The sequence below is a fragment of the Pseudomonas sp. FG13 genome (assembly GCF_057809755.1).
The window spans coordinates 1-23,590 of the sequence record NZ_JBMDKO010000041.1 but is presented as its reverse complement, the minus strand read 5'-3'; the positions used below and the strand labels follow the sequence as shown (position 1 = coordinate 23,590).

The 23,590-nt window shown below is 60.6% G+C and carries 22 protein-coding genes; 17 read left to right on the top strand and 5 right to left on the bottom strand.

The genetic code is table 11. From position 1 onward, the window contains the following. Nucleotides 1–37: 37 nt before the first annotated feature. From ACODTO_RS23640 to ACODTO_RS23615, 6 genes are all read left to right on the top strand, one after another. Nucleotides 38–1,054 carry an arginine N-succinyltransferase gene (locus tag ACODTO_RS23640; RefSeq protein ID WP_139641776.1) on the top strand — a complete coding sequence of 339 codons (1,017 nt, stop codon included), beginning with the start codon at nt 38–40 and terminating at the stop codon, nt 1,052–1,054. A gap of 49 nt (nt 1,055–1,103) precedes the next feature. Next, a complete protein-coding gene (astA, locus tag ACODTO_RS23635) occupies nt 1,104–2,138 on the top strand; it encodes an arginine N-succinyltransferase (protein WP_464711907.1) in 1,035 nt (344 codons plus the stop codon). Nucleotides 2,139–2,330: 192 nt separating this feature from the next. Then, nucleotides 2,331–3,104, top strand: a complete 774-nt coding sequence (locus tag ACODTO_RS23630) for a hypothetical protein (RefSeq protein WP_489107126.1) — start codon at nt 2,331–2,333, stop codon at nt 3,102–3,104. After that, nucleotides 3,101–3,760: a transposase gene (locus ACODTO_RS23625; RefSeq protein ID WP_175361270.1), complete on the top strand. Its 660-nt coding sequence runs from the start codon at nt 3,101–3,103 to the stop codon at nt 3,758–3,760. The genes ACODTO_RS23630 and ACODTO_RS23625 overlap by 4 nt, the downstream gene beginning before the upstream one ends. 19 nt (nt 3,761–3,779) lie before the next feature. Next, a complete protein-coding gene (locus ACODTO_RS23620; protein ID WP_139641773.1) occupies nt 3,780–3,962 on the top strand; it encodes a hypothetical protein in 183 nt (60 codons plus the stop codon). A gap of 184 nt (nt 3,963–4,146) precedes the next feature. Beyond that, the gene (locus ACODTO_RS23615) at nt 4,147–5,016 is read left to right on the top strand and encodes an isocitrate lyase/PEP mutase family protein (RefSeq protein WP_041022419.1); all 870 of its coding nucleotides are present in this window, start codon (nt 4,147–4,149) and stop codon (nt 5,014–5,016) included. A 147-nt stretch (nt 5,017–5,163) separates the two neighbouring features. On the opposite strand, the gene ACODTO_RS23610 is transcribed toward ACODTO_RS23615, so the two are convergent. Further along, entirely contained in the window at nt 5,164–6,393 is a 1,230-nt protein-coding gene (locus ACODTO_RS23610) for an acyl-CoA dehydrogenase (RefSeq protein WP_139641769.1), read from the bottom strand. 189 nt (nt 6,394–6,582) lie between these two features. Between ACODTO_RS23610 and ACODTO_RS23605 the strand changes: the two genes are divergently transcribed. From ACODTO_RS23605 to ACODTO_RS23595, 3 genes are all read left to right on the top strand, one after another. After that, entirely contained in the window at nt 6,583–7,512 is a 930-nt protein-coding gene (locus tag ACODTO_RS23605; protein WP_139641767.1) for a LysR family transcriptional regulator, read from the top strand. Nucleotides 7,513–7,683: 171 nt separating this feature from the next. Further along, entirely contained in the window at nt 7,684–8,082 is a 399-nt protein-coding gene (locus ACODTO_RS23600) for a MerR family transcriptional regulator (RefSeq protein ID WP_024779786.1), read from the top strand. Between the two features lie 153 nt (nt 8,083–8,235). Next, a complete protein-coding gene (locus tag ACODTO_RS23595; protein ID WP_139641765.1) occupies nt 8,236–9,135 on the top strand; it encodes a hydroxymethylglutaryl-CoA lyase in 900 nt (299 codons plus the stop codon). A gap of 649 nt (nt 9,136–9,784) precedes the next feature. Here ACODTO_RS23595 and ACODTO_RS23590 read toward each other — a convergent pair. Continuing rightward, nucleotides 9,785–11,476 carry an AMP-binding protein gene (locus ACODTO_RS23590; protein WP_489107125.1) on the bottom strand — a complete coding sequence of 564 codons (1,692 nt, stop codon included), beginning with the start codon at nt 11,474–11,476 and terminating at the stop codon, nt 9,785–9,787. A 299-nt stretch (nt 11,477–11,775) separates the two neighbouring features. Here ACODTO_RS23590 and ACODTO_RS23585 point away from each other — a divergent pair, with 299 nt between their 5' ends. The 4 genes from ACODTO_RS23585 to ACODTO_RS23570 are packed head-to-tail and all read left to right on the top strand — an operon-like array spanning nt 11,776 to nt 17,366. Beyond that, nucleotides 11,776–12,939 (top strand): isovaleryl-CoA dehydrogenase, encoded by a 1,164-nt coding sequence (locus ACODTO_RS23585; RefSeq protein WP_024780883.1) that lies wholly within the window; start codon nt 11,776–11,778, stop codon nt 12,937–12,939. An 11-nt stretch (nt 12,940–12,950) separates the two neighbouring features. Beyond that, nucleotides 12,951–14,558 carry a carboxyl transferase domain-containing protein gene (locus tag ACODTO_RS23580; protein ID WP_175385310.1) on the top strand — a complete coding sequence of 536 codons (1,608 nt, stop codon included), beginning with the start codon at nt 12,951–12,953 and terminating at the stop codon, nt 14,556–14,558. 13 nt (nt 14,559–14,571) lie between these two features. Continuing rightward, nucleotides 14,572–15,420, top strand: coding sequence for a gamma-carboxygeranoyl-CoA hydratase (locus ACODTO_RS23575; RefSeq protein WP_175361263.1), 849 nt, complete (start codon nt 14,572–14,574; stop codon nt 15,418–15,420). Beyond that, nucleotides 15,417–17,366 (top strand): acetyl/propionyl/methylcrotonyl-CoA carboxylase subunit alpha, encoded by a 1,950-nt coding sequence (locus tag ACODTO_RS23570; protein ID WP_489107124.1) that lies wholly within the window; start codon nt 15,417–15,419, stop codon nt 17,364–17,366. The genes ACODTO_RS23575 and ACODTO_RS23570 overlap by 4 nt, the downstream gene beginning before the upstream one ends. Nucleotides 17,367–17,395: 29 nt before the next feature. Here ACODTO_RS23570 and ACODTO_RS23565 read toward each other — a convergent pair whose 3' ends face one another. After that, complete coding sequence (locus ACODTO_RS23565; RefSeq protein WP_139641753.1) at nt 17,396–18,043, bottom strand: LexA family protein; 648 nt, start codon at nt 18,041–18,043, stop codon at nt 17,396–17,398. A gap of 128 nt (nt 18,044–18,171) precedes the next feature. Here ACODTO_RS23565 and ACODTO_RS23560 point away from each other — a divergent pair, with 128 nt between their 5' ends. Then, nucleotides 18,172–18,510, top strand: a complete 339-nt coding sequence (locus tag ACODTO_RS23560; RefSeq protein ID WP_139641751.1) for a DUF6124 family protein — start codon at nt 18,172–18,174, stop codon at nt 18,508–18,510. 484 nt (nt 18,511–18,994) lie between these two features. Then, entirely contained in the window at nt 18,995–20,146 is a 1,152-nt protein-coding gene (locus ACODTO_RS23555; protein WP_175361260.1) for a M14 family metallopeptidase, read from the top strand. Nucleotides 20,147–20,296: 150 nt separating this feature from the next. Here ACODTO_RS23555 and ACODTO_RS23550 read toward each other — a convergent pair whose 3' ends face one another. Both ACODTO_RS23550 and ACODTO_RS23545 read right to left on the bottom strand, forming a co-directional pair. Next, nucleotides 20,297–20,836, bottom strand: a complete 540-nt coding sequence (locus ACODTO_RS23550; protein WP_175361259.1) for a cytochrome b — start codon at nt 20,834–20,836, stop codon at nt 20,297–20,299. After that, the gene (locus ACODTO_RS23545; protein WP_489107123.1) at nt 20,833–21,927 is read right to left on the bottom strand and encodes a catalase family peroxidase; all 1,095 of its coding nucleotides are present in this window, start codon (nt 21,925–21,927) and stop codon (nt 20,833–20,835) included. The genes ACODTO_RS23550 and ACODTO_RS23545 overlap by 4 nt, the downstream gene beginning before the upstream one ends. Nucleotides 21,928–22,094: 167 nt before the next feature. On the opposite strand from ACODTO_RS23545, the gene ACODTO_RS23540 reads away from it, so the two are divergent. Both ACODTO_RS23540 and ACODTO_RS23535 read left to right on the top strand, forming a co-directional pair. Continuing rightward, nucleotides 22,095–22,601 carry a sigma-70 family RNA polymerase sigma factor gene (locus ACODTO_RS23540; RefSeq protein ID WP_139641743.1) on the top strand — a complete coding sequence of 169 codons (507 nt, stop codon included), beginning with the start codon at nt 22,095–22,097 and terminating at the stop codon, nt 22,599–22,601. Beyond that, nucleotides 22,598–23,350 carry an anti-sigma factor family protein gene (locus ACODTO_RS23535; protein ID WP_175385305.1) on the top strand — a complete coding sequence of 251 codons (753 nt, stop codon included), beginning with the start codon at nt 22,598–22,600 and terminating at the stop codon, nt 23,348–23,350. The genes ACODTO_RS23540 and ACODTO_RS23535 overlap by 4 nt, the downstream gene beginning before the upstream one ends. Nucleotides 23,351–23,590 lie beyond the last annotated feature (240 nt).

Genomic DNA, 23,590 nt, shown 5'->3' with positions numbered 1-23,590 from the left:
GTGCAGTCACCGGGCCCCTGGAACAGGAGTGCAATCCATGCTGGCCTTACGTCCAGTTCAGTTAAGCGATCTGCAACAACTGCAGCAGCTGGCCCGTGACAGCCTGGTGGGGGTCACCTCGCTTCCAGACGATACCGAGTGCCTGCGGGAAAAAATTCTCGATTCGTGTGCGTCCTTCGACACCGACGTGCAGAGCCCGGGCGGAGAAAATTATTTTTTCGTGCTGCAAGACCTGGCGTCCGGGCGCCTGGTGGGTTGTTCGGAAATTCTCGCCAGCACCGGGTGCAACGAACCATTCTACAGCCTGCGCAACCGACCATTCTCCAGCGCCTCCCGGGAGCTGAACATCCGCCACGGCGTGCCGGCCCTGTCGCTGTGCCAGGACCTCAATGGCCAGACGCTGCTGCGCGGTTTCCACATCGACGCCGAACGGGTGCGCACGCCGGAGTCCGAGCTGCTGTCCCGAGCCCGGCTGCTGTTCATCGCCGCTCACCCGCCACGCTTCGCTGATTCGGTCATCACGCAACTCGTCGGTTTCAGCAGCGAAGACGGCCAATCGCCGTTCTGGGACGCCATCGGCCAGCATTTTTTCGACTTGCCTTACGCCGAAGCTGAACGCTTGTGCGGCCTGCAGAGCCGCAATTTCCTTGCCGAGCTGATGCCCCAGTACCCCATTTATGTCCCCATGCTGCCGCCTGCGGCCCAAGCCTGTATCGGCCAGGTGCACCCTGACGGCCAGGAAGCCTTCGACATCCTGGCGCGCGAGGGTTTTGAAACCAACAGCTACGTGGACCTCTTCGACGGTGGACCGACGCTGCACGCCCGCATCGCGAATATCCGCTCCATCGCCGAGAGTCGTATGGCTTCGGCCCGGCAGAGCCCGCAGATTGATGCCCGGGGTCGCTACCTGGTGAGCAACGACAACCTTGGAAACTACCGGGCGATCGTGGCTGAACTGGATGTCGGCACCGAGGACAGCATAGCCCTGACACCCGGGATGCTCGCCGCGCTGGACATCACCGACGGGCAACAAATCCGGGTGGTTGCCTTATGAACATCACGCAACGTCGTGTCCCAGGCCGACACAGTGAAGGAGCTGCATGATGATTGTCCGTCCGGTCGCCATCACCGACCTGCCTTCATTGCTGGACCTCGCCCGCTGCGCAGGCCCGGGATTCACCAGCCTGCCGGCCAATGAAGAACGCCTGGCCCATCGCATACGCTGGGCCCAGCGCACCTTTGCCGGACAAGTCGAGCGGGCCGACGCCGACTACCTGTTCGTACTCGAGGACGATGACCGGCAAGTGGTCGGGATCAGCGCCCTGACCGGCGCGGTCGGTCTGCGTGAGCCGTGGTACAACTATCGGGTCGGGGTCACGGTCAGCTCGGCGCCGAAGCTGGGCATCCAGCGGCAGATCCCCACCCTGTTCCTCAACAACGAGATGACCGGGCAATCGGAGATCTGCTCGTTGTTCCTGCATCCCGCCCAGCGCCAGGGTCATAACGGGCGGCTGCTGTCCTTGGCACGCCTGTTGTTCGTTGCAGAGTTCTCCCAGTTGTTCGGTGAAAAACTGATCGCCGAGTTACGCGGCCATGCCGACGAGCACGGTTGCTCGCCGTTCTGGGACAGCCTGGGACGTCACTTTTTCCAGAAAGACTTCAGCTACGCGGATCAGTTATCCGGCATGGGCAACAAATCGTTCATCGCCGAGTTGATGCCGCGCCAGCCGCTGTACACCTGCCTGCTCACTCAACAGGCCCAGGCCGTGATCGGCAAGGCCCACCCGAATACCGAGCCGGCCTTGAAGATTCTCGGCGCTGAAGGTTTCAGCCATAAGGGTTACATCGACATTTTCGATGGCGGCCCGGTGATCGAAGCGTCGGTCTCGAATATCCGCAGCATCCGCGACAGCCAGTCACTGGTCCTGGACGTCGGCTCGCCGGACGAACAAGCCCCCGTCTGGCTGATCCACAATCGGCGCCTGGAAAACTGCCGCGTCACCAGCGCCAGGGCCCATCAGAACGGTCACAGCCTGGTAATCGACCGTCTCACCGCCAAACGCCTGCAGGTGCAGCCAGGCGATACGGTGCGCGCCGTGCCGCTGCTCGCGCAAGGGCGACAGGCTGCGGCGGCGTAGCAAAGTACACAAGAGTCACCTGCAGCTCCTGGATCAATAACGGCCGGTCGGCAGGGTTCGCCACCCTGCTCCTGGTAACTAGACCAAAGAGAATTAGTTGACTCGTAATACTTGTCGACAATTCCTTAGTTGCCGCTCCCCCCACACAAAACTCATACTTTCTCGCATCGACCCACTGCTGCGAAAACGCTCATGATTAAAGATCTAATTACCAAAAACTTTTCGCCCGAGCACATAGCGAAAAAAATAAAAACATTAGACATGACCGCGCAAGTCAACCAACTGATTAGCCACCTGAATAGTCAACCGTCGTTTGCCAAGGCACAGTCCCGGCGTGCGACCCTCATGAACATCTCCAATCCGCATACCGGAACCCTGCTGTTGCATTGCACTGACATCGGCAATATCAGTATCAGGACACCCACGCCCAACAGCGCTCTTTCGCCCCTCTATTCGGTGCCCGGCCAAAGCATTCTATTTGCGTTGGAGCAGCCGTTCGATGTGCAACTTTATGCGCGCCATGAGCATCAACTGCAACGACTAGACAGCGTTATCGTTGACCAGAAGACCCCGCTCATCATTGACGGCAGTCGCACAGTATTCGACTACGTGCCAACAGAACGGAAAGCTGCCCAGTTAACAGGTCGAATCAACTTGCTGGACAGAAGTTCCGACATCAGCGTATTCGATCGCCTTTCGCTGCAGAAAATAGCCTGGTTGCCTCACGACGAAAGCGCCGCCCGGTTCCTGGTGAGCCTGGAATTGCTCGAAACCCTCCGCGACCCCGGAGGAGCGAAGGTTGCCGAAGAACTGCTTTATCATTACCACCCGGCCGTGGCGTGGAAAGCCTTCCAGCTGCTTTATCAGGCTGACCCGCACAAGGCATTGAACTATGTCCCGCTGTTAAAAAAACTCAAGAACCCACGCCTGGACAATTTGCTTTCTTCCTTGGCGAAGGCGGCATGAACCTGGAAACATTTATCGCGCGCTTGAATACCTATGATTTGCAGCGCGACAAGGACTGCATCATTGACAACCTGCGTCAGTTGGCTTCAAACCGTTCTTTATTAAGCGAGCATCTTTATGCTTCGATCCAGCAGGATGGTTTCAGTACACGCAACAGTCTCTACAATGCCTATGCATTTGTACTGCACAGTAATGATCTATTCACCCTACGCCTGGGATTCTGGTCGCCGGTCAACCTGCATGATGAACATGAAACCTTTATCTATGATCTGAACCACAGTCATGACTTTGAAATGTATGTCGTCGGCTACAGTGGCGATGGCTACACGACAATCATCCGTGAAATACTGGACGACCTGCCATTGCAAGCAGGCAAGATTCCCCGACTGGGAAAACAACGCAGTGTGAAACTTTCGCCCGGCGAAGTCTTATATATGCCGGCCTTGAAGGAAATCCATAAACAGATCGCTCCCCAATCCATGTCCGCATCATTGAGTCTGCTTATTCATCCAGAACACTCGATCCGCGCTGACGAAGCCTGGTGTTTTGATGAGCATTACACGCCGCTTTACCCCGGTATCGCTGCGCAAGAGACAGCACTGTTCACACAGGTGCTGTCATTGCTCCCCCCTCGGCAGTCGTTTGCTGCCCAATAACCAAAAGAAGGAAGAAACCGTGAATAATCCAATGAACAATTGGGATGAAACCCCCATGTTGCGCGCCGCAGCCAATGTGGTCGATACCGCCATGCAGCTCACCAGCGAGATCCAATGCACCATTCCGGGGTTCCCAACGCGCTTCAACGTTGGAAACATCCATGAAATCAAGCAGATCTGGAGCGTGCCGACCCAGGACTGATCAGCCTCCGGATGATCGATCCCTGCGGGCCGTAGACCTTCCAGGCCTGCGGCCTTTTTCGATGCGCGGCAAACATGGCCCATGCGCATTCGTCATCATCTTTACGCTTGCCACGTGATAGCCTTTGGTTCTTTCGGCGTTGACATTTTTGCTCAAGCCCTTCCATTCCATTGGTGGAACTCATATGTCCAGGCTTTCCCATCAAGATTTGCGTCGTAACTTTCGCCAACTCCTGGCTTCCCAGACCTGCTATCACACCGCATCGGTGTTTGACCCGATGTCGGCGCGCATTGCCGCCGACCTGGGTTTTGAAGTGGGGATCCTCGGGGGCTCGGTTGCGTCGTTGCAAGTATTGGGGGCACCGGACTTTGCGTTGATCACCCTCAGCGAGTTTGCCGAACAGGCCACCCGCATCGGCCGTGTGGCCCAGCTGCCGGTGATCGCCGATGCCGACCACGGCTATGGCAACGCCCTGAATGTGATGCGCACCATCATCGAACTCGAACGCGCCGGCGTAGCGGCTCTCACCATCGAAGACACCCTGCTGCCGGCCCAGTTCGGCCGCAAATCCACCGACCTGATCGGCGTGGCCGAAGGCGTCGGCAAGATTCGCGCGGCGCTGGAAGCGCGGGTCGATCCGGAAATGGCGATCATCGCCCGCACCAACGCCGGGATCCTGCCAGTCCAGGAAATCATCAGCCGTACCCAGCAATACGAACGTGCCGGCGCGGACGGGATTTGCATGGTGGGCGTGCAGGACTTCGAGCACCTGGAGAAGATCAGTGAAAATCTGACGGTGCCGTTGATGCTCGTCACCTATGGCAATCCGCTGCTGCGCGACGACAAACGCCTGGCCGAGCTGGGCGTGCGGGTGACTATCGACGGTCACGGCGCCTACTTCGCCGCGATCAAGGCCACCTACGACAGTCTGCGCGAACAACGGCAGATCTTCACCCAGGCCTCTGACCTCAGCGCCACCGAGCTGACCCACACCTACACCCAGCCCGAGGAATACATCCGTTGGGCCGAGGAGTACATGAGCGTCAAGGAATAACTGCGAAATGTGTGTTCACCACAGATCCTCTGTGGGAGCCGAGCTTGCTCGCGATGGCGGAGGGTCAGCCGACTGAAAGAGTGGCTGTGATACCGTCATCGCGAGCAAGCTAGGCTCCCACAGGGGCTTGTGGTGAATGCCGAGCCCTCAGCGCTCGCTACGCAACATCTCCTTGGGCACGTACTTGCCGATTTCAAACTTGCCGATGGCGGCGCGGTGCACTTCGTCCGGGCCGTCGGCCAGGCGCAGGGTGCGCTGCATGGCATACATGTAGGCCAGCGGGAAATCGTTGGACACCCCGGCACCGCCGTGGATCTGGATCGCCCGGTCGATGACCTTCAGGGCCACATTCGGCGCAACCACCTTGATCTGGGCGATTTCGCTTTTCGCGACCTTGTTGCCGACAGTGTCCATCATGTAGGCCGCTTTCAAGGTCAGCAGACGAGCCATGTCGATTTCCATCCGCGAGTCGGCGATCTTGTCGACGTTGCCCCCCAGGCGCGCCAGCGGTTTACCGAACGCGGTGCGACTGACGGCGCGCTTGCACATCAACTCCAGCGCCCGCTCGGCCATGCCGATGGAGCGCATGCAGTGATGGATACGGCCCGGGCCGAGGCGACCCTGAGCAATTTCAAAGCCGCGTCCTTCACCCAGCAAGACGTTTTCGTACGGCACCCGCACGTTATCGAACAACACTTCGGCGTGACCGTGGGGTGCATCGTCGTAACCGAATACCGGCAGCGGCCGCACGATCTTGACCCCGGGGGTGTCCACCGGCACCAGGATCATCGAATGCTGGGCATGGCGTGGCGCATCGGGATTGCTCAGCCCCATGAAGATCAGGATCTTGCAACGCGGGTCACAGGCCCCCGAGGTCCACCACTTCTTACCGTTGATCACCCATTGGTCACCCTCGCGCTCGGCGCGGGCGGCCATGTTGGTGGCATCCGAAGACGCCACGTCCGGTTCGGTCATGGCGAAGGCCGAGCGGATCTCGCCTCGCAGCAGCGGTTCCAACCAGCGTTGCTTCTGTTCTTCATTGGCGTAACGCACCAGTACTTCCATGTTGCCAGTGTCCGGCGCCGAGCAGTTGAACGGCTCCGGCCCCAACAACGAACGGCCCATGATCTCTGCCAGCGGTGCGTACTCAAGGTTGGTCAGGCCAGCCCCCAGTTCGGACTCGGGCAGGAAAAGATTCCACAGGCCTTCGGCTTTGGCCTTGGCCTTGAGCTCTTCCATGATGGCAGTGGGCTGCCAGCGATCACCTTCGGCCACTTGCCGTTCGAACACCGCTTCGGCCGGGTAGACGTAGGCATCCATGAACGCCGTGACGCGTTCACGCAATTCCTGAACCTTGGGGGAATAGGCAAAATCCATGGGCAGCACCTTCTGGGCAGAGGTTGATTTCAGATCATGAAATCGATGCTAGTTCAGCTACGAAAATTTACCTAACCTATTCTCGGCGTGTATTAACATTCATCACCGATATATGGTTCACTGATTCCATCGCCACCCGACACCTCACGACACGCCCGAGAAACCGTCTAAAAACAAGAGTGCAGCGCCATGAATCTGAGCAAGGTCGACCTCAATCTCTTCATCGTCTTCGATGCGATCTACACCGAAGCCAACCTGACCCGCGCCGGGCAGATCGTCGGTATCACTCAGCCGGCCGTGTCCAACGCCCTGGCGCGCTTGCGGGAAACCTTCAACGACCCGCTGTTCGTGCGCACCGCCCAGGGCATGGTGCCCACGCCCATGGCCCAGAACATCATCGGCCCGGTCCGCAATGCGCTGTCGCTGCTGCGGGTGTCGGTGCAGGAAAGCCGGATTTTCAACCCGCTGCAGGCCGTCAAGACCTACCGCATCAGCATGACCGACCTCACCGAAGGCGTGATCCTGCCCCCCCTGTTCCAGCGCCTGCGGCGCCTGGCGCCGACCGTGGCCATCGAGAGTTTTCTGTCCAAGCGCCGCGAAACCACCAAGGAACTGGCTGCCGGCCGGCTCGATTTCGCCGTCGACGCCCCGCTCAATACCGACCCGCAGGTGCGTCACGTCAAACTGATGGAAGACCGTTACGTATGTGCCATGCGCAAGGGCCATCCCTTGGCGGGCAAGGAAAAAATCAGCCTCGATGACTATCTCGCCCAGACCCACGTGCATATCTCCAGCCGCCGCAATGGGCTGGGCTATGTCGACCTGGCCCTGGGCAAGATGGGCATCCAGCGCAAGATCGCCCTGCGCTCACAGCATTACTTGATGGCCTCCCAGGTATTGCAGCAGACCGACATGGTCATGACCGTTCCCGAACGGTTTGCCCGTCGCCACGACCTGCATGCCTTCCAACTGCCGGTCAACGATGTACCGCCGGTGGAAACCCATCTCTATTGGCACGAAAGCACCGACCAGGACCCGGCCAACCGCTGGATGCGCGAGCAGATGATCGAGTTGTGCCAGCAGGTGACGGCCCATGAGAAAAAGCTTGAGAACGCGTAGGGGATCCATGGTGGGAGCGAGCCTGCTCGCGATGGCGGCAGATCAATCAACAACGAGGTTGGCCGATCCACCGCTATCGCGAGCAGGCTCGCTCCCACCGGTTTCATTGCTTGACGTGAACGTCAACCTGACATTAGCTTAGCGCCAGCCCCTATCGTTTCGAGCGCGTCCATGAGCAGTCAGACCTACAGCATCTCCGACCTCGCCCGGGAACTGGACATCACCACCCGGGCCATCCGTTTTTATGAAGAGCAAGGCCTGCTGAGCCCGGAGCGACGGGGTCAGGAGCGCATCTACTCACCGCGGGACAAAGTCAGCCTGAAATTGATCCTGCGGGGCAAGCGCATCGGTTTTTCCCTGGCCGAGTGCCGCGAGCTGATCGAACTCTACGACCCCTCCAGTGGTAACCAGAAACAACTGCACAGCATGCTGGCGAAAATCACCGAGCGCCGGGAGCAACTCGAACAGCAACTGCTGGACATCGAACAGATGAAGCTTGAGCTCGACACCGCCGAAGAACGCTGCATCCAGGCACTGGAGCAGACGCTCAAGGGTCAGGAAGCTGTATAGCTGTCATACCCATCGTGGGAGCGAGCCTGCTCGCGATAGCGGTCTAACCGCCAACATCAATGTTGTTTGACATACCGCTATCGCGAGCAGGCTCGCTCACATTGGATCGCCGTCGCCCCCGGTATATTGGCAACCCATTAAAGGTCTATCCCCATGTCCCTTCCCTCCTTTGTACGCTTGATCGAAGTCGGCCCCCGCGACGGTCTGCAGAATGAAGCACAACCCATCAGCGTCGCCGACAAGGTACACCTGGTGGATGCACTGAGTGCCGCCGGCCTGGGTTACATCGAAGTCGGCAGCTTTGTCTCGCCCAAGTGGGTCCCACAGATGGCCGGTTCCGCCGAGGTGTTCGCGCAGATCCAGCGCAAACCCGGCGTCACTTATGGCGCCCTGGCGCCGAACCTGCGAGGGTTTGAGGACGCGCTGGCGGCCGGCGTGAAGGAAGTGGCGGTATTCGCCGCCGCGTCCGAAGCGTTCTCCCAGCGCAACATCAACTGTTCCATCAAGGAAAGCCTGGAGCGCTTCGCGCCGATCATGGAAGCCGCCAAGCGCAACGGGGTCAGTGTGCGCGGCTACGTTTCCTGCGTGCTGGGCTGCCCTTACGAAGGCGCCGTCAAACCCGAGCAAGTGGCCTGGGTCGCCCGCGAGCTATATGCAATGGGCTGTTACGAGGTGTCCCTGGGCGACACCATCGGCACAGGCACCGCTGGCGCCACGCGCAAGCTGTTCGAAGTGGTTTCGGCGGACGTTCCCCGGGACAAACTCGCCGGTCATTTCCATGACACCTACGGCCAGGCCTTGGCGAACCTGTATGCCAGCCTGCTCGAAGGCATCGCCGTGTTCGACAGCTCCATCGCCGGCCTCGGCGGTTGCCCCTATGCCAAGGGAGCCAGCGGTAACGTCGCCACCGAAGACGTGCTGTACCTGCTCAATGGCCTGGGCATTGAAACCGGCGTCGACCTGGACGCGCTGATCGCCGCGGGTCGACAGATCTGTGACGTACTCGGGCGCCCGACCGGTTCCCGCGTCGCCAAGGCACGCTATGCCCAATGAGGTGTTACCGCACCGGCTGTGAAACGAGTAACACGGAAACAATTTGTCAGATCCATTCAGTCACTTTATTCGGCCAAAAAACACAAGCTATTGATCTATAAAGGATTTTAAAAGTTGGCACGACACCTGCTATCTCTCTGGCATAACAAGAATAAAAAAAAGCGACAAACCCAATAAAAACAAGACGAAACGACTCTGACATAACAAAAACAACACGGCAGAGACGCAGCTAACAGATTTTTTTGGAGAAGATAGGCTTTTCAGGGTGCTCTCAGGAGCAACCCGCAACCGGGCAGAGAACAATAAGACTACCTTCAGGTAGGACCCGAATCGGTTGGATCGCAAGGCGAAAAAAGCAGATCAGCGCTCAAAAAAATACGTTTGCTCTTGATCCCGGATGGGGATCGCCCAAAACAGCGGTAAAGGGTCACGGCTACCAAAAACAACAACAGGCCGCCCCTCAATAATAAAAAAGAGCACGCGACGACAAAATTAAAGGGGAGCTTCGGCTCCCCTTTGTGCTGTCTGGTGATTGACTTTTTTTGTGGTAGCGAGCCTGCTCGCGATGAGGCCGTGTCAATCGACATCCCTATCAACTGACAGACCGCTATCGCGAGCAGGCTCGCTCCCACAGGTGTTGTGGCGAGTCTTATCGATCGCGCAGTTCTTCGATGCTGATCTCACGCATGCGGAATTTCTGGATCTTGCCGGTCACCGTCATCGGGAACTCCTCGACGAACTTGAAGTAACGTGGCGTCTTGAAGTGGGCGATGCGCGTCTTGCACCAGGCCTGCAACTCCTGTTCGGTCACGCTGTGCCCGGGATGGAACTTGATCCAGGCCACGATCTCTTCGCCGTAGCGCGAACAAGGGATGCCGATCACCTGCACATCGGCCACCGCAGGATGAGTGAAGAAGAACTCTTCCAACTCACGCGGGTAAATATTCTCGCCACCCCGGATGATCATGTCCTTGTTACGTCCGACAATGCGGACGTAACCCTGCTCGTCCATGGTCGCCAGGTCACCGGTGCGCATCCAGCCATCCCCATCGATGGCCTCGGCGGTGCCCTTGGGGTTGTTCCAGTAACCGAGCATCACGCTGTAGCCACGGGTACACAGCTCGCCGATGGTGCCACGGGGGACGATGTCGCCGGCCTCGTCGATAATTTTGCTTTCCAGTTGCGGCTGAGTGCGGCCGACGGTGGTAACGCGCAACTCCAGTTCGTCTGAAGGACCGGTCTGCAACGACACCGGGCTGGTTTCCGTCATGCCATAGGCAATCTGCACCTCGCTCATGTGCATGTCGTTGATCACCCGCCGCATCACTTCGATCGGGCAGGTCGAGCCGGCCATGATCCCGGTGCGCAGGCTGGACAAGTCGAACCCACGTCGCTGCGGTTGATCCAGCATGGCGATGAACATGGTCGGCACACCGTATAGCGCGGTGGCTTTTTCCTCGGCCACGGTGCTCAGGGTCAGCAAGGGGTCAAAGGCGTCGTTGGGGTAGATCATGGTACTGCCGTGGGTCAGGCAGCCCAGGTTCCCCATGACCATGCCGAAGCAATGGTAGAGCGGCACCGGGATCACTAGCCGGTCATTGGCGCTGAGCTCCAGGCTTTCGCCCACCATATAGCCGTTGTTGAGAATGTTGCGGTGGCTGAGGGTCGCGCCCTTGGGAAATCCGGTGGTGCCTGAGGTGTACTGGATGTTCACCGGTTGCTCGACATGCAGGCTGGTCGCGCGCTCGGCCAGCTCTCCAGGCGAAACCGCCGTGCCCAGGTCTGCCAGTTGCGACCAGGGTAGAAACCCTGACGGTGGCTGGGGATCGAGACTGATCACACCCCGCAGGTCCGGCAAGCGTTCGCAGTTCAACTGGCCGATCGACTGTTCCGCCAGCTCCGGCACGAGGGTTTGCAGCATGGCGTGATAGTCCGAAGTCTTGAACGCCCCGGCGCACACCAACCACTGGCACCCGGACTGCTTGAGCACGTATTCCAGCTCGGAACTGCGGTAGGCCGGGTTGATGTTGACCAGGATCACACCGATCTTCGCGCTGGCGAACTGGCTGATGCACCACTGGGCGCAATTGGGGGCCCACACGCCGAGACGATCACCGGTTTTCAGGCCCAACGCCAGCAAGGCCCGGGCGTGCAGATCGACCGCTTCAGCCAGTTGCCGCCAGGTATAACGCAGCGCTTGATGGCGAACCACCAACGCCTCGTTATCGGGGTAACGGGCCACGGTCTGGTCAAAAGCCTGGCCGATGGTCTGCGTCAACAAGGCCTTGGCCTGGGAGCCGCGGGTGTAGCTGAGCTGCGAATGCGAACCGGGTTGATCCATGACGCCCCCTCTTGTCTTTATTAGTGGGTTGCTACGCTTGAACCTGTGAAGCCAAAGCCCGTGGGAGCCAAGCTTGCTCGCGATGAAGGCGCCTCGGTTCAACGCCGGAAAATGGCGTTATCGTTCATCGCGAGCAAGCTCGTCTCCCACAGGGTCACGCCGTCAGCCGCATCTACTCTGGACCAAGTTGACGTTAACGTAAAGGTGATTGACAGTCATTTATTGCAGGCTTACGTTAACGTAAAGGTGAGAGCACTCTTGTCCCTCTCCACACCCGATAAAAAAGCCAAAGGTGTCCCATGAGCTACCCATCCCTGAATTTTGCCCTCGGTGAAACCATCGACATGTTGCGCGACCAGGTGCAGGCCTTCGTCAAGGCCGAGCTGGCGCCTCGGGCGGCGCAGATCGATGTCGACAACCTGTTCCCCGCCGACATGTGGCGCAAGTTCGGCGACATGGGCCTGTTGGGTATCACCGTACCGGAAGAATACGGCGGCGCCGGCCTGGGCTACCTGGCCCACGTGGTGGCGATGGAGGAAATCAGCCGCGGTTCGGCCTCGGTCGCCCTCTCCTACGGCGCCCATTCCAACCTCTGCGTCAACCAGATCAACCGCAACGGCAACCACGAGCAGAAATCCAAATACCTGCCGAAGCTGATCAGCGGCGAACACATCGGCGCCCTCGCCATGAGCGAGCCGAACGCCGGCTCCGACGTGGTTTCCATGAAACTGCGGGCCGACAAGCGCGGCGATCATTACGTGCTCAACGGCAGCAAGACCTGGATCACCAATGGCCCCGACGCCAACACCTACGTGATCTACGCCAAGACCGACCTGGAAAAAGGCCCCCACGGCATCACCGCATTCATCGTCGAGCGTGACTGGAAAGGCTTCAGCCGCAGCAACAAGTTCGACAAGCTCGGCATGCGCGGCTCCAACACCTGCGAGTTGTTCTTCGACGACGTCGAAGTGCCGGAAGAGAACATCCTCGGTGTGCTCAACGGCGGCGTCAGGGTCCTGATGAGTGGCCTGGACTACGAACGGGTGGTGTTGTCCGGCGGTCCCACCGGGATCATGCAGGCGTGCATGGACCTGATCGTGCCCTACATCCACGATCGCAAGCAGTTCGGCCAGAGCATCGGCGAATTCCAACTGATCCAGGGCAAGGTGGCCGACATGTACACCCAGCTCAACGCCAGCCGCGCCTATCTGTATGCGGTGGCCCAGGCCTGCGAGCGCGGCGAAACCGCCCGCAAGGATGCCGCCGGGGTGATCCTCTACACCGCCGAGCGCGCCACGCAAATGGCCTTGGATGCCATCCAGATCCTGGGCGGCAATGGTTACATCAACGAATTTCCGGCCGGGCGTCTGCTACGTGACGCCAAGTTGTACGAAATTGGTGCCGGCACCAGTGAGATCCGTCGGATGCTGATCGGTCGCGAACTGTTCAACGAAACCCGCTAACGGAGCTGACCATGGCCACGCTGCACACCCAGCTCAACCCACGTTCGCCGGAGTTCATCGCCAACCGTGACGCTATGCTCGAACAGGTCGGCGCCTTGCGCACCCTGCTCGCGCAAGTCCAGCAGGGCGGCGGACCCAAGGCCCAGGAGCGGCACACCTCACGGGGCAAGTTGCTGCCTCGGGAGCGCATCAACCGGTTGCTGGACCCCGGTTCGCCCTTCCTGGAAATCAGCCCGCTGGCGGCCTACGAGGTTTACGGCGAAGACGTCCCTGCCGCGGGGGTGATCGCCGGCATCGGTCGCGTGGAAGGCGTCGAATGCATGATTGTCGCCAACGACGCGACGGTCAAAGGAGGCTCCTATTATCCGCTGACCGTGAAGAAACACCTGCGCGCCCAGACCATCGCTCAACAGAATCGCTTGCCTTGCATTTATCTGGTGGATTCCGGCGGTGCCAACCTGCCGCGCCAGGACGAAGTGTTTCCGGACCGGGAGCACTTCGGCCGGATCTTCTTCAACCAGGCCAACATGAGCGCCCAGGGCATCCCGCAACTGGCGGTGGTCATGGGTTCGTGCACGGCCGGCGGGGCGTACGTTCCGGCAATGGCCGATGAAGCGATCATGGTCCGTGAACAGGCGACCATCTTCCTGGCCGGCCCACCGTTGGTCAAAGCCGCCACCGGCGAGGTGGTCAGCGCCGAGGACCTGGGCGGCGCCGATGTGCATTGCAAGATTTCCGGCGTGGCCGACCACTACGCCGACAACGACGAACATGCCCTGGCCCTGGCCCGCCGCAGCGTCGCCAACCTCAACTGGCGCAAGCTTGGCGACGTGCAGCCACGCACCCCGATCGCTCCACTGTATGCGAGCGACGAGCTGTATGGGGTGGTGCCGGCCGATGCCAAGCAGCCTTTCGATGTCCGGGAGGTGATTGCGCGGCTGGTGGACGGTTCGGTGTTCGATGAGTTCAAGGCATTGTTCGGCACCACACTGGTGTGCGGCTTTGCCCATCTGCACGGCTACCCCGTCGCGATCCTGGCGAACAACGGCATCCTGTTCGCCGAAGCTGCGCAAAAGGGTGCGCACTTCATCGAACTGGCCTGCCAGCGAGGCATCCCGTTGTTGTTCCTGCAGAACATCACCGGCTTCATGGTCGGTCAGAAATACGAGGCCGGCGGCATCGCCAAGCATGGTGCGAAACTGGTCACCGCGGTGGCCTGCGCCCGGGTGCCGAAATTCACGGTCATCATTGGCGGCAGCTTCGGCGCAGGTAACTACGGTATGTGCGGACGAGCCTACGACCCACGTTTCCTGTGGATGTGGCCAAATGCGCGGATTGGCGTGATGGGCGCCGAACAGGCCGCCGGTGTGCTGGTGCAGGTCAAGCGCGAACAGGCCGAACGCAGCGGCCATCCGTTCAGCGCCGCCCAGGAAGCCGAGATCAAACAACCGATTCTCGATCAGTACGAAGAACAGGGTCACCCCTACTATTCCAGCGCGAGACTGTGGGACGACGGCGTCATCGACCCGGCCCAGACCCGCGACATCGTGGGCCTGGCCTTGTCCGCGTCACTGAACGCACCTATTGAACCGAGCCGCTTCGGCGTGTTCCGGATGTAACCGGGGAATGCCCATGGAACACTTCAACACCCTCGAATTGCTGACCGATCCCCGCGGCGTTGCCACTCTGTGGTTGAGCCGCGAGTCGAAGAACAATGCGTTCAACGCCGAAATGATCCGCGAGCTGATCCTCGCGCTGGACCAGGTCAGCAGCGATCAAAGCGTGCGCTTCCTGCTGATCCGCGGACGTGGCAAGCACTTCAGCGCCGGCGCCGACCTGGCCTGGATGCAACAGTCGGCCGAGCTCGACTACCACACCAACCTCGACGACGCCCGGGAACTGGCGGAGCTGATGTACAACCTCGCCAAGTTGAAGATTCCGACGCTGGCAGTCGTCCAAGGCGCGGCCTTTGGCGGCGCGCTGGGGTTGATCAGTGCCTGCGACATGGCCATTGGTGCCGATGACGCGCAGTTCTGCCTGTCGGAAGTGCGCATCGGCCTGGCGCCGGCAGTGATCAGTCCGTTCGTGGTGCAGGCCATTGGCGAACGGGCAGCCCGGCGTTACGCCCTCACCGCTGAACGTTTCGGCGGACAACGTGCGAAAGAGATCGGTTTGCTGTCGGAAAGTTACCCGCCTGAGACGCTGAATGATCAAGTCGCGCAGTGGATCGATAACCTGTTGCTCAACAGCCCGGCGGCCATGCGCGCCAGCAAGGAACTGCTGCGCGAAGTCGGCAACGGCGCCCTGACCCCGGCATTGCGACGTTACACCGAGAATGCCATCGCCCGCATCCGCGTCAGCCCGGAGGGGCAGGAAGGCCTGCGCGCCTTTCTGCAGAAGCGGCCGCCGAACTGGCAGGCCGAGTCGCCCCCTGCCCCTTCGAAACCTGCCCCATCGAAACATAAGGAGCCCCGTCGATGAGCGCCCCAGTCCTCACCACCGTGCTGGTGGCCAATCGCGGTGAAATCGCCTGCCGCGTGATGCGTACCGCCAAGGCCATGGGCCTGACCACGGTTGCGGTGCACAGCGCCACCGACCGCGACGCCCGCCACAGCCGCGAAGCCGACATCCGGGTCGACCTGGGCGGCAGCAAGGCGGCCGATAGCTACCTGCAAATCGACAAGTTGATCGCTGCCGCCCAGGCCAGTGGCGCCCAGGCTATCCACCCTGGCTACGGTTTTCTTTCGGAGAATGCCGGGTTCGCCCGGGCCATCGAAAACGCCGGGCTGATTTTCCTCGGCCCGCCCGCCTCGGCCATTGACGCCATGGGCAGCAAATCCGCGGCCAAGGCCTTGATGGAAACCGCCGGCGTGCCCCTCGTGCCCGGTTACCATGGCGAAGCCCAGGATCTGGAGACGTTCCGCGCCGCCGCCGAGCGCATCGGTTATCCGGTGCTGCTCAAGGCCACCGCCGGGGGTGGCGGCAAGGGCATGAAAGTCGTCGAGGACGTCAGCCAACTGGCCGAAGCCCTGGCCTCGGCGCAGCGCGAGGCGCAATCGTCGTTCGGCGACTCGCGGATGCTGGTGGAAAAATACCTGCTCAAACCACGTCACGTTGAGATTCAGGTGTTCGCCGACCAGCATGGCCATTGCCTGTACCTCAACGAGCGCGATTGTTCGATTCAGCGTCGTCATCAGAAAGTCGTGGAAGAAGCGCCAGCCCCAGGCCTGACCCCGGAACTGCGACGGGCAATGGGCGAGGCTGCCGTGCGCGCAGCCCAGGCGATTGGCTATGTCGGCGCCGGCACGGTGGAGTTCCTGCTGGATTCGCGGGGCGAGTTTTTTTTCATGGAAATGAACACCCGGTTGCAGGTCGAGCACCCGGTCACCGAAGCGATCACCGGGCTTGACCTGGTGGCCTGGCAGATTCGCGTTGCCCAGGGCGAGCCGCTGCCGATCACCCAGGAACAGGTCCCACTGTCCGGCCACGCCATCGAAGTACGGCTGTATGCCGAAGACCCGGCCAACGACTTCCTGCCGGCCACCGGGCGCCTGGCGCTGTATCGCGAATCGGCCGAAGGACCGGGGCGACGGGTCGACAGCGGCGTCGAAGAAGGCGATGAGATCTCGCCCTTCTACGACCCGATGCTCGGCAAGCTGATTGCCTGGGGCGAGGACCGTGAACAGGCGCGGTTGCGGCTGTTGAGCATGCTCGACGAGTTTGCCATCGGCGGTTTGAAAACCAACATCGGCTTCCTGCGTCGCATCATTGCCCACCCGGCCTTCGCCGCAGCTGAGCTGGACACCGGTTTTATCCCACGCTACCAGGCGCAGTTACTGCCAGCACCTGGTGAACTGGATGACGACTTCTGGTCCACAGCCGCCCAGGCTTTCGCCTTGGGTCTGACACCACGGATACGCCCCGACGACGCCGCTTCCCCCTGGTCCGATATCACCGGCCTGCGTTTGGGACTGCCAGGGGAAACCACGTTGCATTTGAGCTGTGAAGATCAGGATCGGGCGATGACGCTGGACGTCCAGGGCATAATCGCCGAGCTCCGCGGCGAGCATCTGGTGGTCGGCCACAACGGCCTGCGTCGAAGCCACCGGGCCATCCGCCAGGGCCACAGCCTGTATCTGCAATGGCAAGGCGATCTGCGTCGCGTCGAGCTGTACGACCCGCTGGCCGCCGCCGAAGCCAGCCACAGCCACGAGGGCGGCCTGACCGCTCCCATGAATGGCAGCATCGTGCGGGTGCTGGTGAGCCCCGGCCAGGCAGTAGAGGCTGGCGCGCAACTGGTGGTCCTGGAAGCGATGAAAATGGAACACAGCATTCGTGCACCCAAGGCCGGAGTGATCAAGGCACTGTATTGCCAGGAAGGGGAAATGGTCAGCGAGGGCAGCGCACTGGTGGCATTCGAGGAGTAGGTATCGGCCCCGTCCAAGGGCCGATCCGATTAGAACCTGATGGTGGCCTGTACGACCACACCGATGATGCGGCATTGCTCGGTGTACAGGCTTTTCGGGTAAGTCGGGTTGAGCGGGACCAGGTACTGCTGCCCGCTCTCCTCGATCAATTTACGGAAGGTTGCGTCGCTGCTGCCCGGCAACTGGGCAACCACCAGCTTGCCGGGCACCGCCTCGATGGCCGGGTCCACCAGGATCGACATGCCCTCGGGAATGCTCAACCCGGTCGGTGCGGTCATCGCATCGCCCATCACCACCAGCCAGAAGGCATCGCCTTGGGCGTGGTAATCCGTCAACTCATAACGCGCCTGGCTGTAGTGCTCAGGATCGACCTCGCGAACTTCGCCGACGTCGTGCCAATCACTCACCGGGTAGCGGAAGTACGGGTTGTACTTCTGCGCCAGGGTCATGCCCTCTTCGGTAGACGTATCCGGCTCGCGGATCACCATCGCCACTTCGAGGAACTCCATCCCCAATTCCTGCAGGACCCGGTTCATGTCTTCGACACTGGGTTGCCGGCGCTTGGTCAGCCAATGGCCGACACCGCCTTGTGACATGCCCAGACGCTCTGCGAGCACCACTTGCGTGACGCGCAGCTCCTTCATTTTGGCCTTGACCAACTCTATCCATTTATCCATGAGCGGCACGATACGTGGATGACTCCGACCATCAAAACACATATTGTAGTATTTAAATTGTCGTCACAATTACGATGCGTACTATTCTGGATTGAGGATTTCAGCCCACTACGGAGAACCTCGACACCATGGATACCTTCAATAAAGACGAGCCCAACAGCCCTTTCCACACCCCGTTCCCCTCGCTACAGGATTGCCCGGCCGCCCAACGGGCCCTGGACTATTACTTGAAACCGGGTGTTTCGGATGAACAGGAACACCGCTTCTTCGACGTGAACCGTAATATCAAGGGCGAAGAAGCTCTTGTCCATGCGTGCGATCTGCTGCGCTGTGCGGCAGCCACCGCCCACGAGTCCGCCAACCGGTTACAAGGTTCGAACCGTGACCTGGCATTTTCGGTGGTGCACATGATTGATCTGGCCAAGGTCATGCTGGACCGGTCCCTGGACGGCTACCCGGCTCGATAAGCAGCGGGGTCAGCGAGAACGGAGCCGCGGATACCGGCGTCAGGAAATATTTTCCAATGTGCGCAATAAAAACATTTGACTTGCAAATGATAATGATTATTATTGCATCAACTGATCGCGAGATCGGTCGATAGTCCAGAAGGCCTTAGGTCGGACTTCTGGAGTATCTCCTAATCAGGCTAATCACGGTTTTTGACCCGGCTCTTTGCCGGGTCTTTTTTTGCCGATTTTCCGGCTTATGGCTGCAGGCGAATAAAGTCCCTGACCGGGGTTACTGATTCCACGACGGTGATGATTTTCCATTTTTCAAAGCCCCGCCAGACCGGCCAAAACTATCGACAGGCAGCACTTGAGAATCAGGTGCGGACTCTCTAAGCTGCTTCTGCGTCCAGGGAGGACGCCCCCTGTTTTATGACGCAAATCGTCCCGATCTACCCTTCCTTGCGTGTAAAGTAACGGTCATGGAAATCCTCTCAAAGGAATCGTGACCGTGGCTAAATCGTCTTTTGATATCAGTGCCAATTTCGACAGCGGCAATATCCAGGTCGTGGACATTAGCAACCCGTTGCAATCTCTGCTGAAAATCCGTCCCGACACCCGCAGCGCCCACTTCCAGTGGTTCCACTTCAAGGCCAGTGGCCTGCACGTTGGCCAGGAACATTCCTTCCGCCTGCTCAACGCCAGTCAATCGACCTACAGCAAAGGATGGCCGGGTTACCAGGCCGTTGCTTCCTACGATCACGTCAACTGGTTCCGTGTACCCACCCAGTTCGAAGGCGACTCCCTGCGTTTTTACCTGGAAGCCGAACAGCCCCACGCCTGGTTTGCCTACTTTGAGCCCTACAGCCGTGGCCGTCATGACTGGCTGATCGAGCAGGCACAGCACAAGGCCGGAGCCGATCTGCTGGCCACCGGTAAAAGTGTCGAGGGACGTGATATCCAGTTGCTGCGTAAAGGCAGCGGTGCCGAAGGCCGACGCAAGGTCTGGATCATCGCCCAGCAGCACCCCGGCGAGCACATGGCCGAATGGTTCATGGAGGGCGTGATCGAACGTCTGCAGGATCAGGACGACGCCCAACTGAACCGGTTGCTGGCCAAGGCCGATCTCTATCTGGTGCCGAACATGAACCCGGACGGTGCGTTCCATGGGCATCTGCGTACCAACGCCATGGGCCAGGACCTCAACCGTGCCTGGCAGGACGCCAGCCCGGAGATCAGCCCCGAGGTATTTTTCGTACAGCAGCAAATGGAAAAGTATGGCGTCGATCTGTTCCTCGACATCCACGGTGACGAGACCATCCCCCACGTCTTCACCGCCGGCAGCGAAGGCAACCCCGGCTACACGCCCCGCATTGCCAAGCTCGAAGAGCGCTTTCGCAGCCACCTCAAGCACCAGACCAAGGACTTCCAGACCACCCATGGCTACACCCGCGACGAACCGGGCCAGGCGAACATGACCTTGGCCTGCAACGCGGTCGGCCAGAAATACGACTGCCTCTCCCTGACCCTGGAAATGCCGTTCAAGGACCACGACGACCACCCGAACCCGCACACCGGCTGGTCCGGCAAGCGCTCGATGCAACTGGGCAAGGATGTGTTGAGCACTGTGGCGGATATGGTCGATGAGTTGCGCTGAACCAGCGACCTGATATCAACCTGTGTGAGGGGCTGTAGGAGCTGGCGAAGCCTGCGATCTTTTGATCTTGATCTTCACTCTGGACTCAATTGCCAGGGGAAGGATCGCAGCCTCGTTGCACTCGGCAGCTCCTACAGGGGCCGGCAAGACTCAAGCTTTATCTCGACCGCGCAACATGCTGTCCAACACCTCATCCCGCCGCACCCAGCCGTGAAACAGCGCCGCCGCCAGATGTACCAGCACAGTCAGGAACAGCAGGTAGGCCAAGTACCCGTGGGCCTTGCGCAACCATGCGAACGTCTGGGCATTCGCCGGCAGAATCGAGGGCAGTTGCAGCGAGCTGCTGAGCATCACCGGGTCCCCCGCCGCAGAAATCATGCCCCAGCCCAACAGTGGCAAGATCAACATCAAGGCGTACAACAGGACATGGGAGGCCTTCGCCGCCAGCACCTGCCAGCCCGGCAGATCCCTCGGTAATGCCGGTGGGCGCGTGGTAAAGCGCACCGCCAGGCGCACGATCACCAGCAGCAGAATCGCGATGCCCAAAGGCTTGTGCAACCGGAGCAGCCACTCATGACGCTCGGACACCGAGGCCACCATGCCCGCGCCAATGAACAACATGGCGATGATCATCAACGCCATCAACCAGTGGAGCAACCGGGCCAAGGGTGCGAAGTGACGGGGGCTCATGGGCGGGTCTCCTGGGTGGCGGGCAACTGGCTCACTTCGCTGGTACGCCGCAGATAGGAACTGGCATACGCGGCGGAACGCGCGGCCAGCAGCGGGTCTTCGGAACCTTCGATACCGCTGGGCAGGATCAGCGGGTCATAGTTGATGTCACGGCACTCGCCGTTGTCCTGCGCCTGGGTACTCTCCAGCACCAGCGTGCCGGCATTGAGCACCTTGCGATCCGTGGGCCAGGGCTTGCTGGCGTCATTCACCGGATCGCCAGGATTGGCCAGGGTGATGTCCAACCGCCAACGCAACGGTCCGGCGGCGAGACGCTTGGTCAGATCCTGCTCCAGGTAGTCGGCGCCCTGGGCGGGTGGCGCATCCGCCGCGTCGGCGGTCAGCGGGACCACGCCCCAGCGCACCGCCTGACGTCGCCCGGCCGGATTGACCAGGTAAAACGCATTGATGCCGTTGTAGGTTTCGGTGGCATAGCTGGCCGACGGCTTGGCAGTCTTGATCCACTGCAGGAACGGCACGGCTTCCGGGTGAGCGGCAAAGAACGCCGGCACTGCCGTCGGGTTCGGTTTCCCCGTGGCGGGATCCGGTGACTGGGCCTGTTGAAACTGATAGAACGCCTCAGGCGTGCCCACCGGGAACACCGGCATGCTGTTCATGCCGGTACGCCATTGCTGGCCGTTGGCCTGGGTGAAACGCAACGCCAGGCTGCGGATCGGTACGCTGCCGTCCGGTGCATAAGGGTTGCCGCTGGGCAAGGCGAAACGTCCAACAACCGGCGTCCGGGCGTCCATGAACACCTGGGCGCTGGAATAGGCTCGCGCCTCGCCGCTGCTTTCGAAATAACCGGCGACACAGACACCCTTCGAGTGATTGCGCCGGAAGCCCGGATGAACCCCATTGTTCTTTTCCAGCACGTTGACCAGTGCTTTGGGTGTCAGGCGCTGTGGGTCAAGGGTGCCATTGACGTAGGCAAACACCCCGGCCAATGCGGCAACAATCACCGCAATGCCACCCAGGCGCAGGGTCAGGCTGGCGGCACTCAACGGCGGCCGATCCGATGCGGGGTCAGGTGAAGAGGAAGGATCAACCATGACGAAGCTCCAAGGCTCAAGGCCATTTGAGGAAAGGACCCGTCAGACGAAGGCCCGATGGTTTTATTCCCATACCGCGTATTTATTTTTCCTACGCTGGAATAATCTCGTTTGGGGATCGTCTTTCCAGTCTCACCCAGCGACGGCTCACCGGACGCCAAACGCCCATGAACGAAATCGATGACCAGTTGCGCATGCTCATCCCCCGACTACGGCGGTTTGCCGTGTCGCTGACGCGCAACCCCAGCAATGCCGACGACCTGGTGCAGACGTGCCTGGAGCGGGCTTTGTCAAAATGGAACGACAAGCGTCCAGACGGCGATCTGCGAGCCTGGCTGTTTTCCATCCTGTATCGGCAGTTTCTCGATGCCCACCGCCGTTCCCGACGCTACGCCCGCATGCTGGAGTTTTTCACCGGCCGCGACGATACGCATCCCTCGGCCGAGCGCAGCGTGATCGCCCAGTCGTCGCTCCAGGCCTTCGACCAACTCACCACCGAGCAGCGGGCGCTGTTGCTGTGGGTGTCGGTGGAAGGCTTGAGCTACCAGCAAGTCGCCGACATCCTCGGCGTGCCGACCGGCACCGTGATGTCGCGCCTGTCCCGCGCCCGCCAAGCCTTGCGCCAACTCAGCGAAGGCGAAATCACCCGCCCCACCCTGCGGATACTCAAATGATCAGCATGCCCCCCAGCGACAGCGACCTGCACGCCTACGTCGATCGCCAATTGAGCGAGGCCGACCAGCGCCTGATGGACACCTACCTCGGCAGCCACCCCGACGTCGCCGCTCGGGTCCGGGCCTGGCAACAGGACGCGCTACGCTTGCGCACTGCCTTGAGTGGAGCCTTGCAACAACCGGCCAATCCGGCCCTCGACCCGACGTCGATTCGCCAACGGCTCAGACATCGCTCACGCCGACACCTGGCCAGCGCCGCGATACTGTTGCTGGCCGTCAGCGTGGGTGGCTTCGGTGGCTGGCAGGCTCGTCAAATGACCCTACTCAGCGCCGCCCAACCCATGGCTGACGCCTTGCAGGCCTATCGGCTGTTCGCCCAGCAAGGCATCCTCCCGGCCGATTACCAGACCGGCGACGAAAGCAGCATGCAAGACTGGCTCGACCGTTACTTCAGCGACGCCAATCGCCTGCCGGATCTTTCCGGCGCGGGCTTCAAGCCGGTCAGCGGCCGCTTGCTCAGCACCGAGCAAGGCGCGGCGGCGATGATCGTCTACCAGGACGAAAGTGGTCAGAAGATCAGCTTCTACGTGCGCCCACCAGGGCCGAGGAATTTCCTGCTGCCCCGTGGCAGCCGGCGCGACGGCGAGTTGCAGGCCGAATACTGGTCCGGGCCGGGGTACAACTATGCGGTGGTGATTCCCAGTGACACGCCGGCGGCCCAAAAACTCAAGCAGACCCTGGACTTCTGACCCCCGCCGCCATCCCCTGCGGGAGCGAGCCTGCTCGCGATGGCGGACTGACATCTGACATCAATGTTGACTGAGCCGTCGTCTTCGCGAGCAAGCCCGCTCCCACACTGGAGCTGCGGATGGCCGCAGCATCGCCGTACCTGTGGGAGCCGGGCTTGCCCGCGATGGCGACGGCGCATTCAACAGGGGGCAGACTGATCCACCGCTATCGCGAGCAGGCTCGCTCCCACACTGGAGCTG

What these genes read in the sequence shown, in the direction of transcription:
- ACODTO_RS23640 (WP_139641776.1), top strand. Translation starts at nt 38, where the DNA reads ATGCTGGCCTTACGTCCAGTTCAGTTAAGCGATCTGCAACAACTGCAG.
- astA (WP_464711907.1), top strand. Translation starts at nt 1,104, where the DNA reads ATGATTGTCCGTCCGGTCGCCATCACCGACCTGCCTTCATTGCTGGAC.
- ACODTO_RS23630 (WP_489107126.1), top strand. Translation starts at nt 2,331, where the DNA reads ATGATTAAAGATCTAATTACCAAAAACTTTTCGCCCGAGCACATAGCG.
- ACODTO_RS23625 (WP_175361270.1), top strand. Translation starts at nt 3,101, where the DNA reads ATGAACCTGGAAACATTTATCGCGCGCTTGAATACCTATGATTTGCAG.
- ACODTO_RS23615 (WP_041022419.1), top strand. Translation starts at nt 4,147, where the DNA reads ATGTCCAGGCTTTCCCATCAAGATTTGCGTCGTAACTTTCGCCAACTC.
- ACODTO_RS23610 (WP_139641769.1), bottom strand. Translation starts at nt 6,393, where the DNA reads ATGGATTTTGCCTATTCCCCCAAGGTTCAGGAATTGCGTGAACGCGTC.
- ACODTO_RS23605 (WP_139641767.1), top strand. Translation starts at nt 6,583, where the DNA reads ATGAATCTGAGCAAGGTCGACCTCAATCTCTTCATCGTCTTCGATGCG.
- ACODTO_RS23600 (WP_024779786.1), top strand. Translation starts at nt 7,684, where the DNA reads ATGAGCAGTCAGACCTACAGCATCTCCGACCTCGCCCGGGAACTGGAC.
- ACODTO_RS23595 (WP_139641765.1), top strand. Translation starts at nt 8,236, where the DNA reads ATGTCCCTTCCCTCCTTTGTACGCTTGATCGAAGTCGGCCCCCGCGAC.
- ACODTO_RS23590 (WP_489107125.1), bottom strand. Translation starts at nt 11,476, where the DNA reads ATGGATCAACCCGGTTCGCATTCGCAGCTCAGCTACACCCGCGGCTCC.
- ACODTO_RS23585 (WP_024780883.1), top strand. Translation starts at nt 11,776, where the DNA reads ATGAGCTACCCATCCCTGAATTTTGCCCTCGGTGAAACCATCGACATG.
- ACODTO_RS23580 (WP_175385310.1), top strand. Translation starts at nt 12,951, where the DNA reads ATGGCCACGCTGCACACCCAGCTCAACCCACGTTCGCCGGAGTTCATC.
- ACODTO_RS23575 (WP_175361263.1), top strand. Translation starts at nt 14,572, where the DNA reads ATGGAACACTTCAACACCCTCGAATTGCTGACCGATCCCCGCGGCGTT.
- ACODTO_RS23570 (WP_489107124.1), top strand. Translation starts at nt 15,417, where the DNA reads ATGAGCGCCCCAGTCCTCACCACCGTGCTGGTGGCCAATCGCGGTGAA.
- ACODTO_RS23565 (WP_139641753.1), bottom strand. Translation starts at nt 18,043, where the DNA reads ATGGATAAATGGATAGAGTTGGTCAAGGCCAAAATGAAGGAGCTGCGC.
- ACODTO_RS23560 (WP_139641751.1), top strand. Translation starts at nt 18,172, where the DNA reads ATGGATACCTTCAATAAAGACGAGCCCAACAGCCCTTTCCACACCCCG.
- ACODTO_RS23550 (WP_175361259.1), bottom strand. Translation starts at nt 20,836, where the DNA reads ATGAGCCCCCGTCACTTCGCACCCTTGGCCCGGTTGCTCCACTGGTTG.
- ACODTO_RS23545 (WP_489107123.1), bottom strand. Translation starts at nt 21,927, where the DNA reads ATGGTTGATCCTTCCTCTTCACCTGACCCCGCATCGGATCGGCCGCCG.
- ACODTO_RS23540 (WP_139641743.1), top strand. Translation starts at nt 22,095, where the DNA reads ATGAACGAAATCGATGACCAGTTGCGCATGCTCATCCCCCGACTACGG.
- ACODTO_RS23535 (WP_175385305.1), top strand. Translation starts at nt 22,598, where the DNA reads ATGATCAGCATGCCCCCCAGCGACAGCGACCTGCACGCCTACGTCGAT.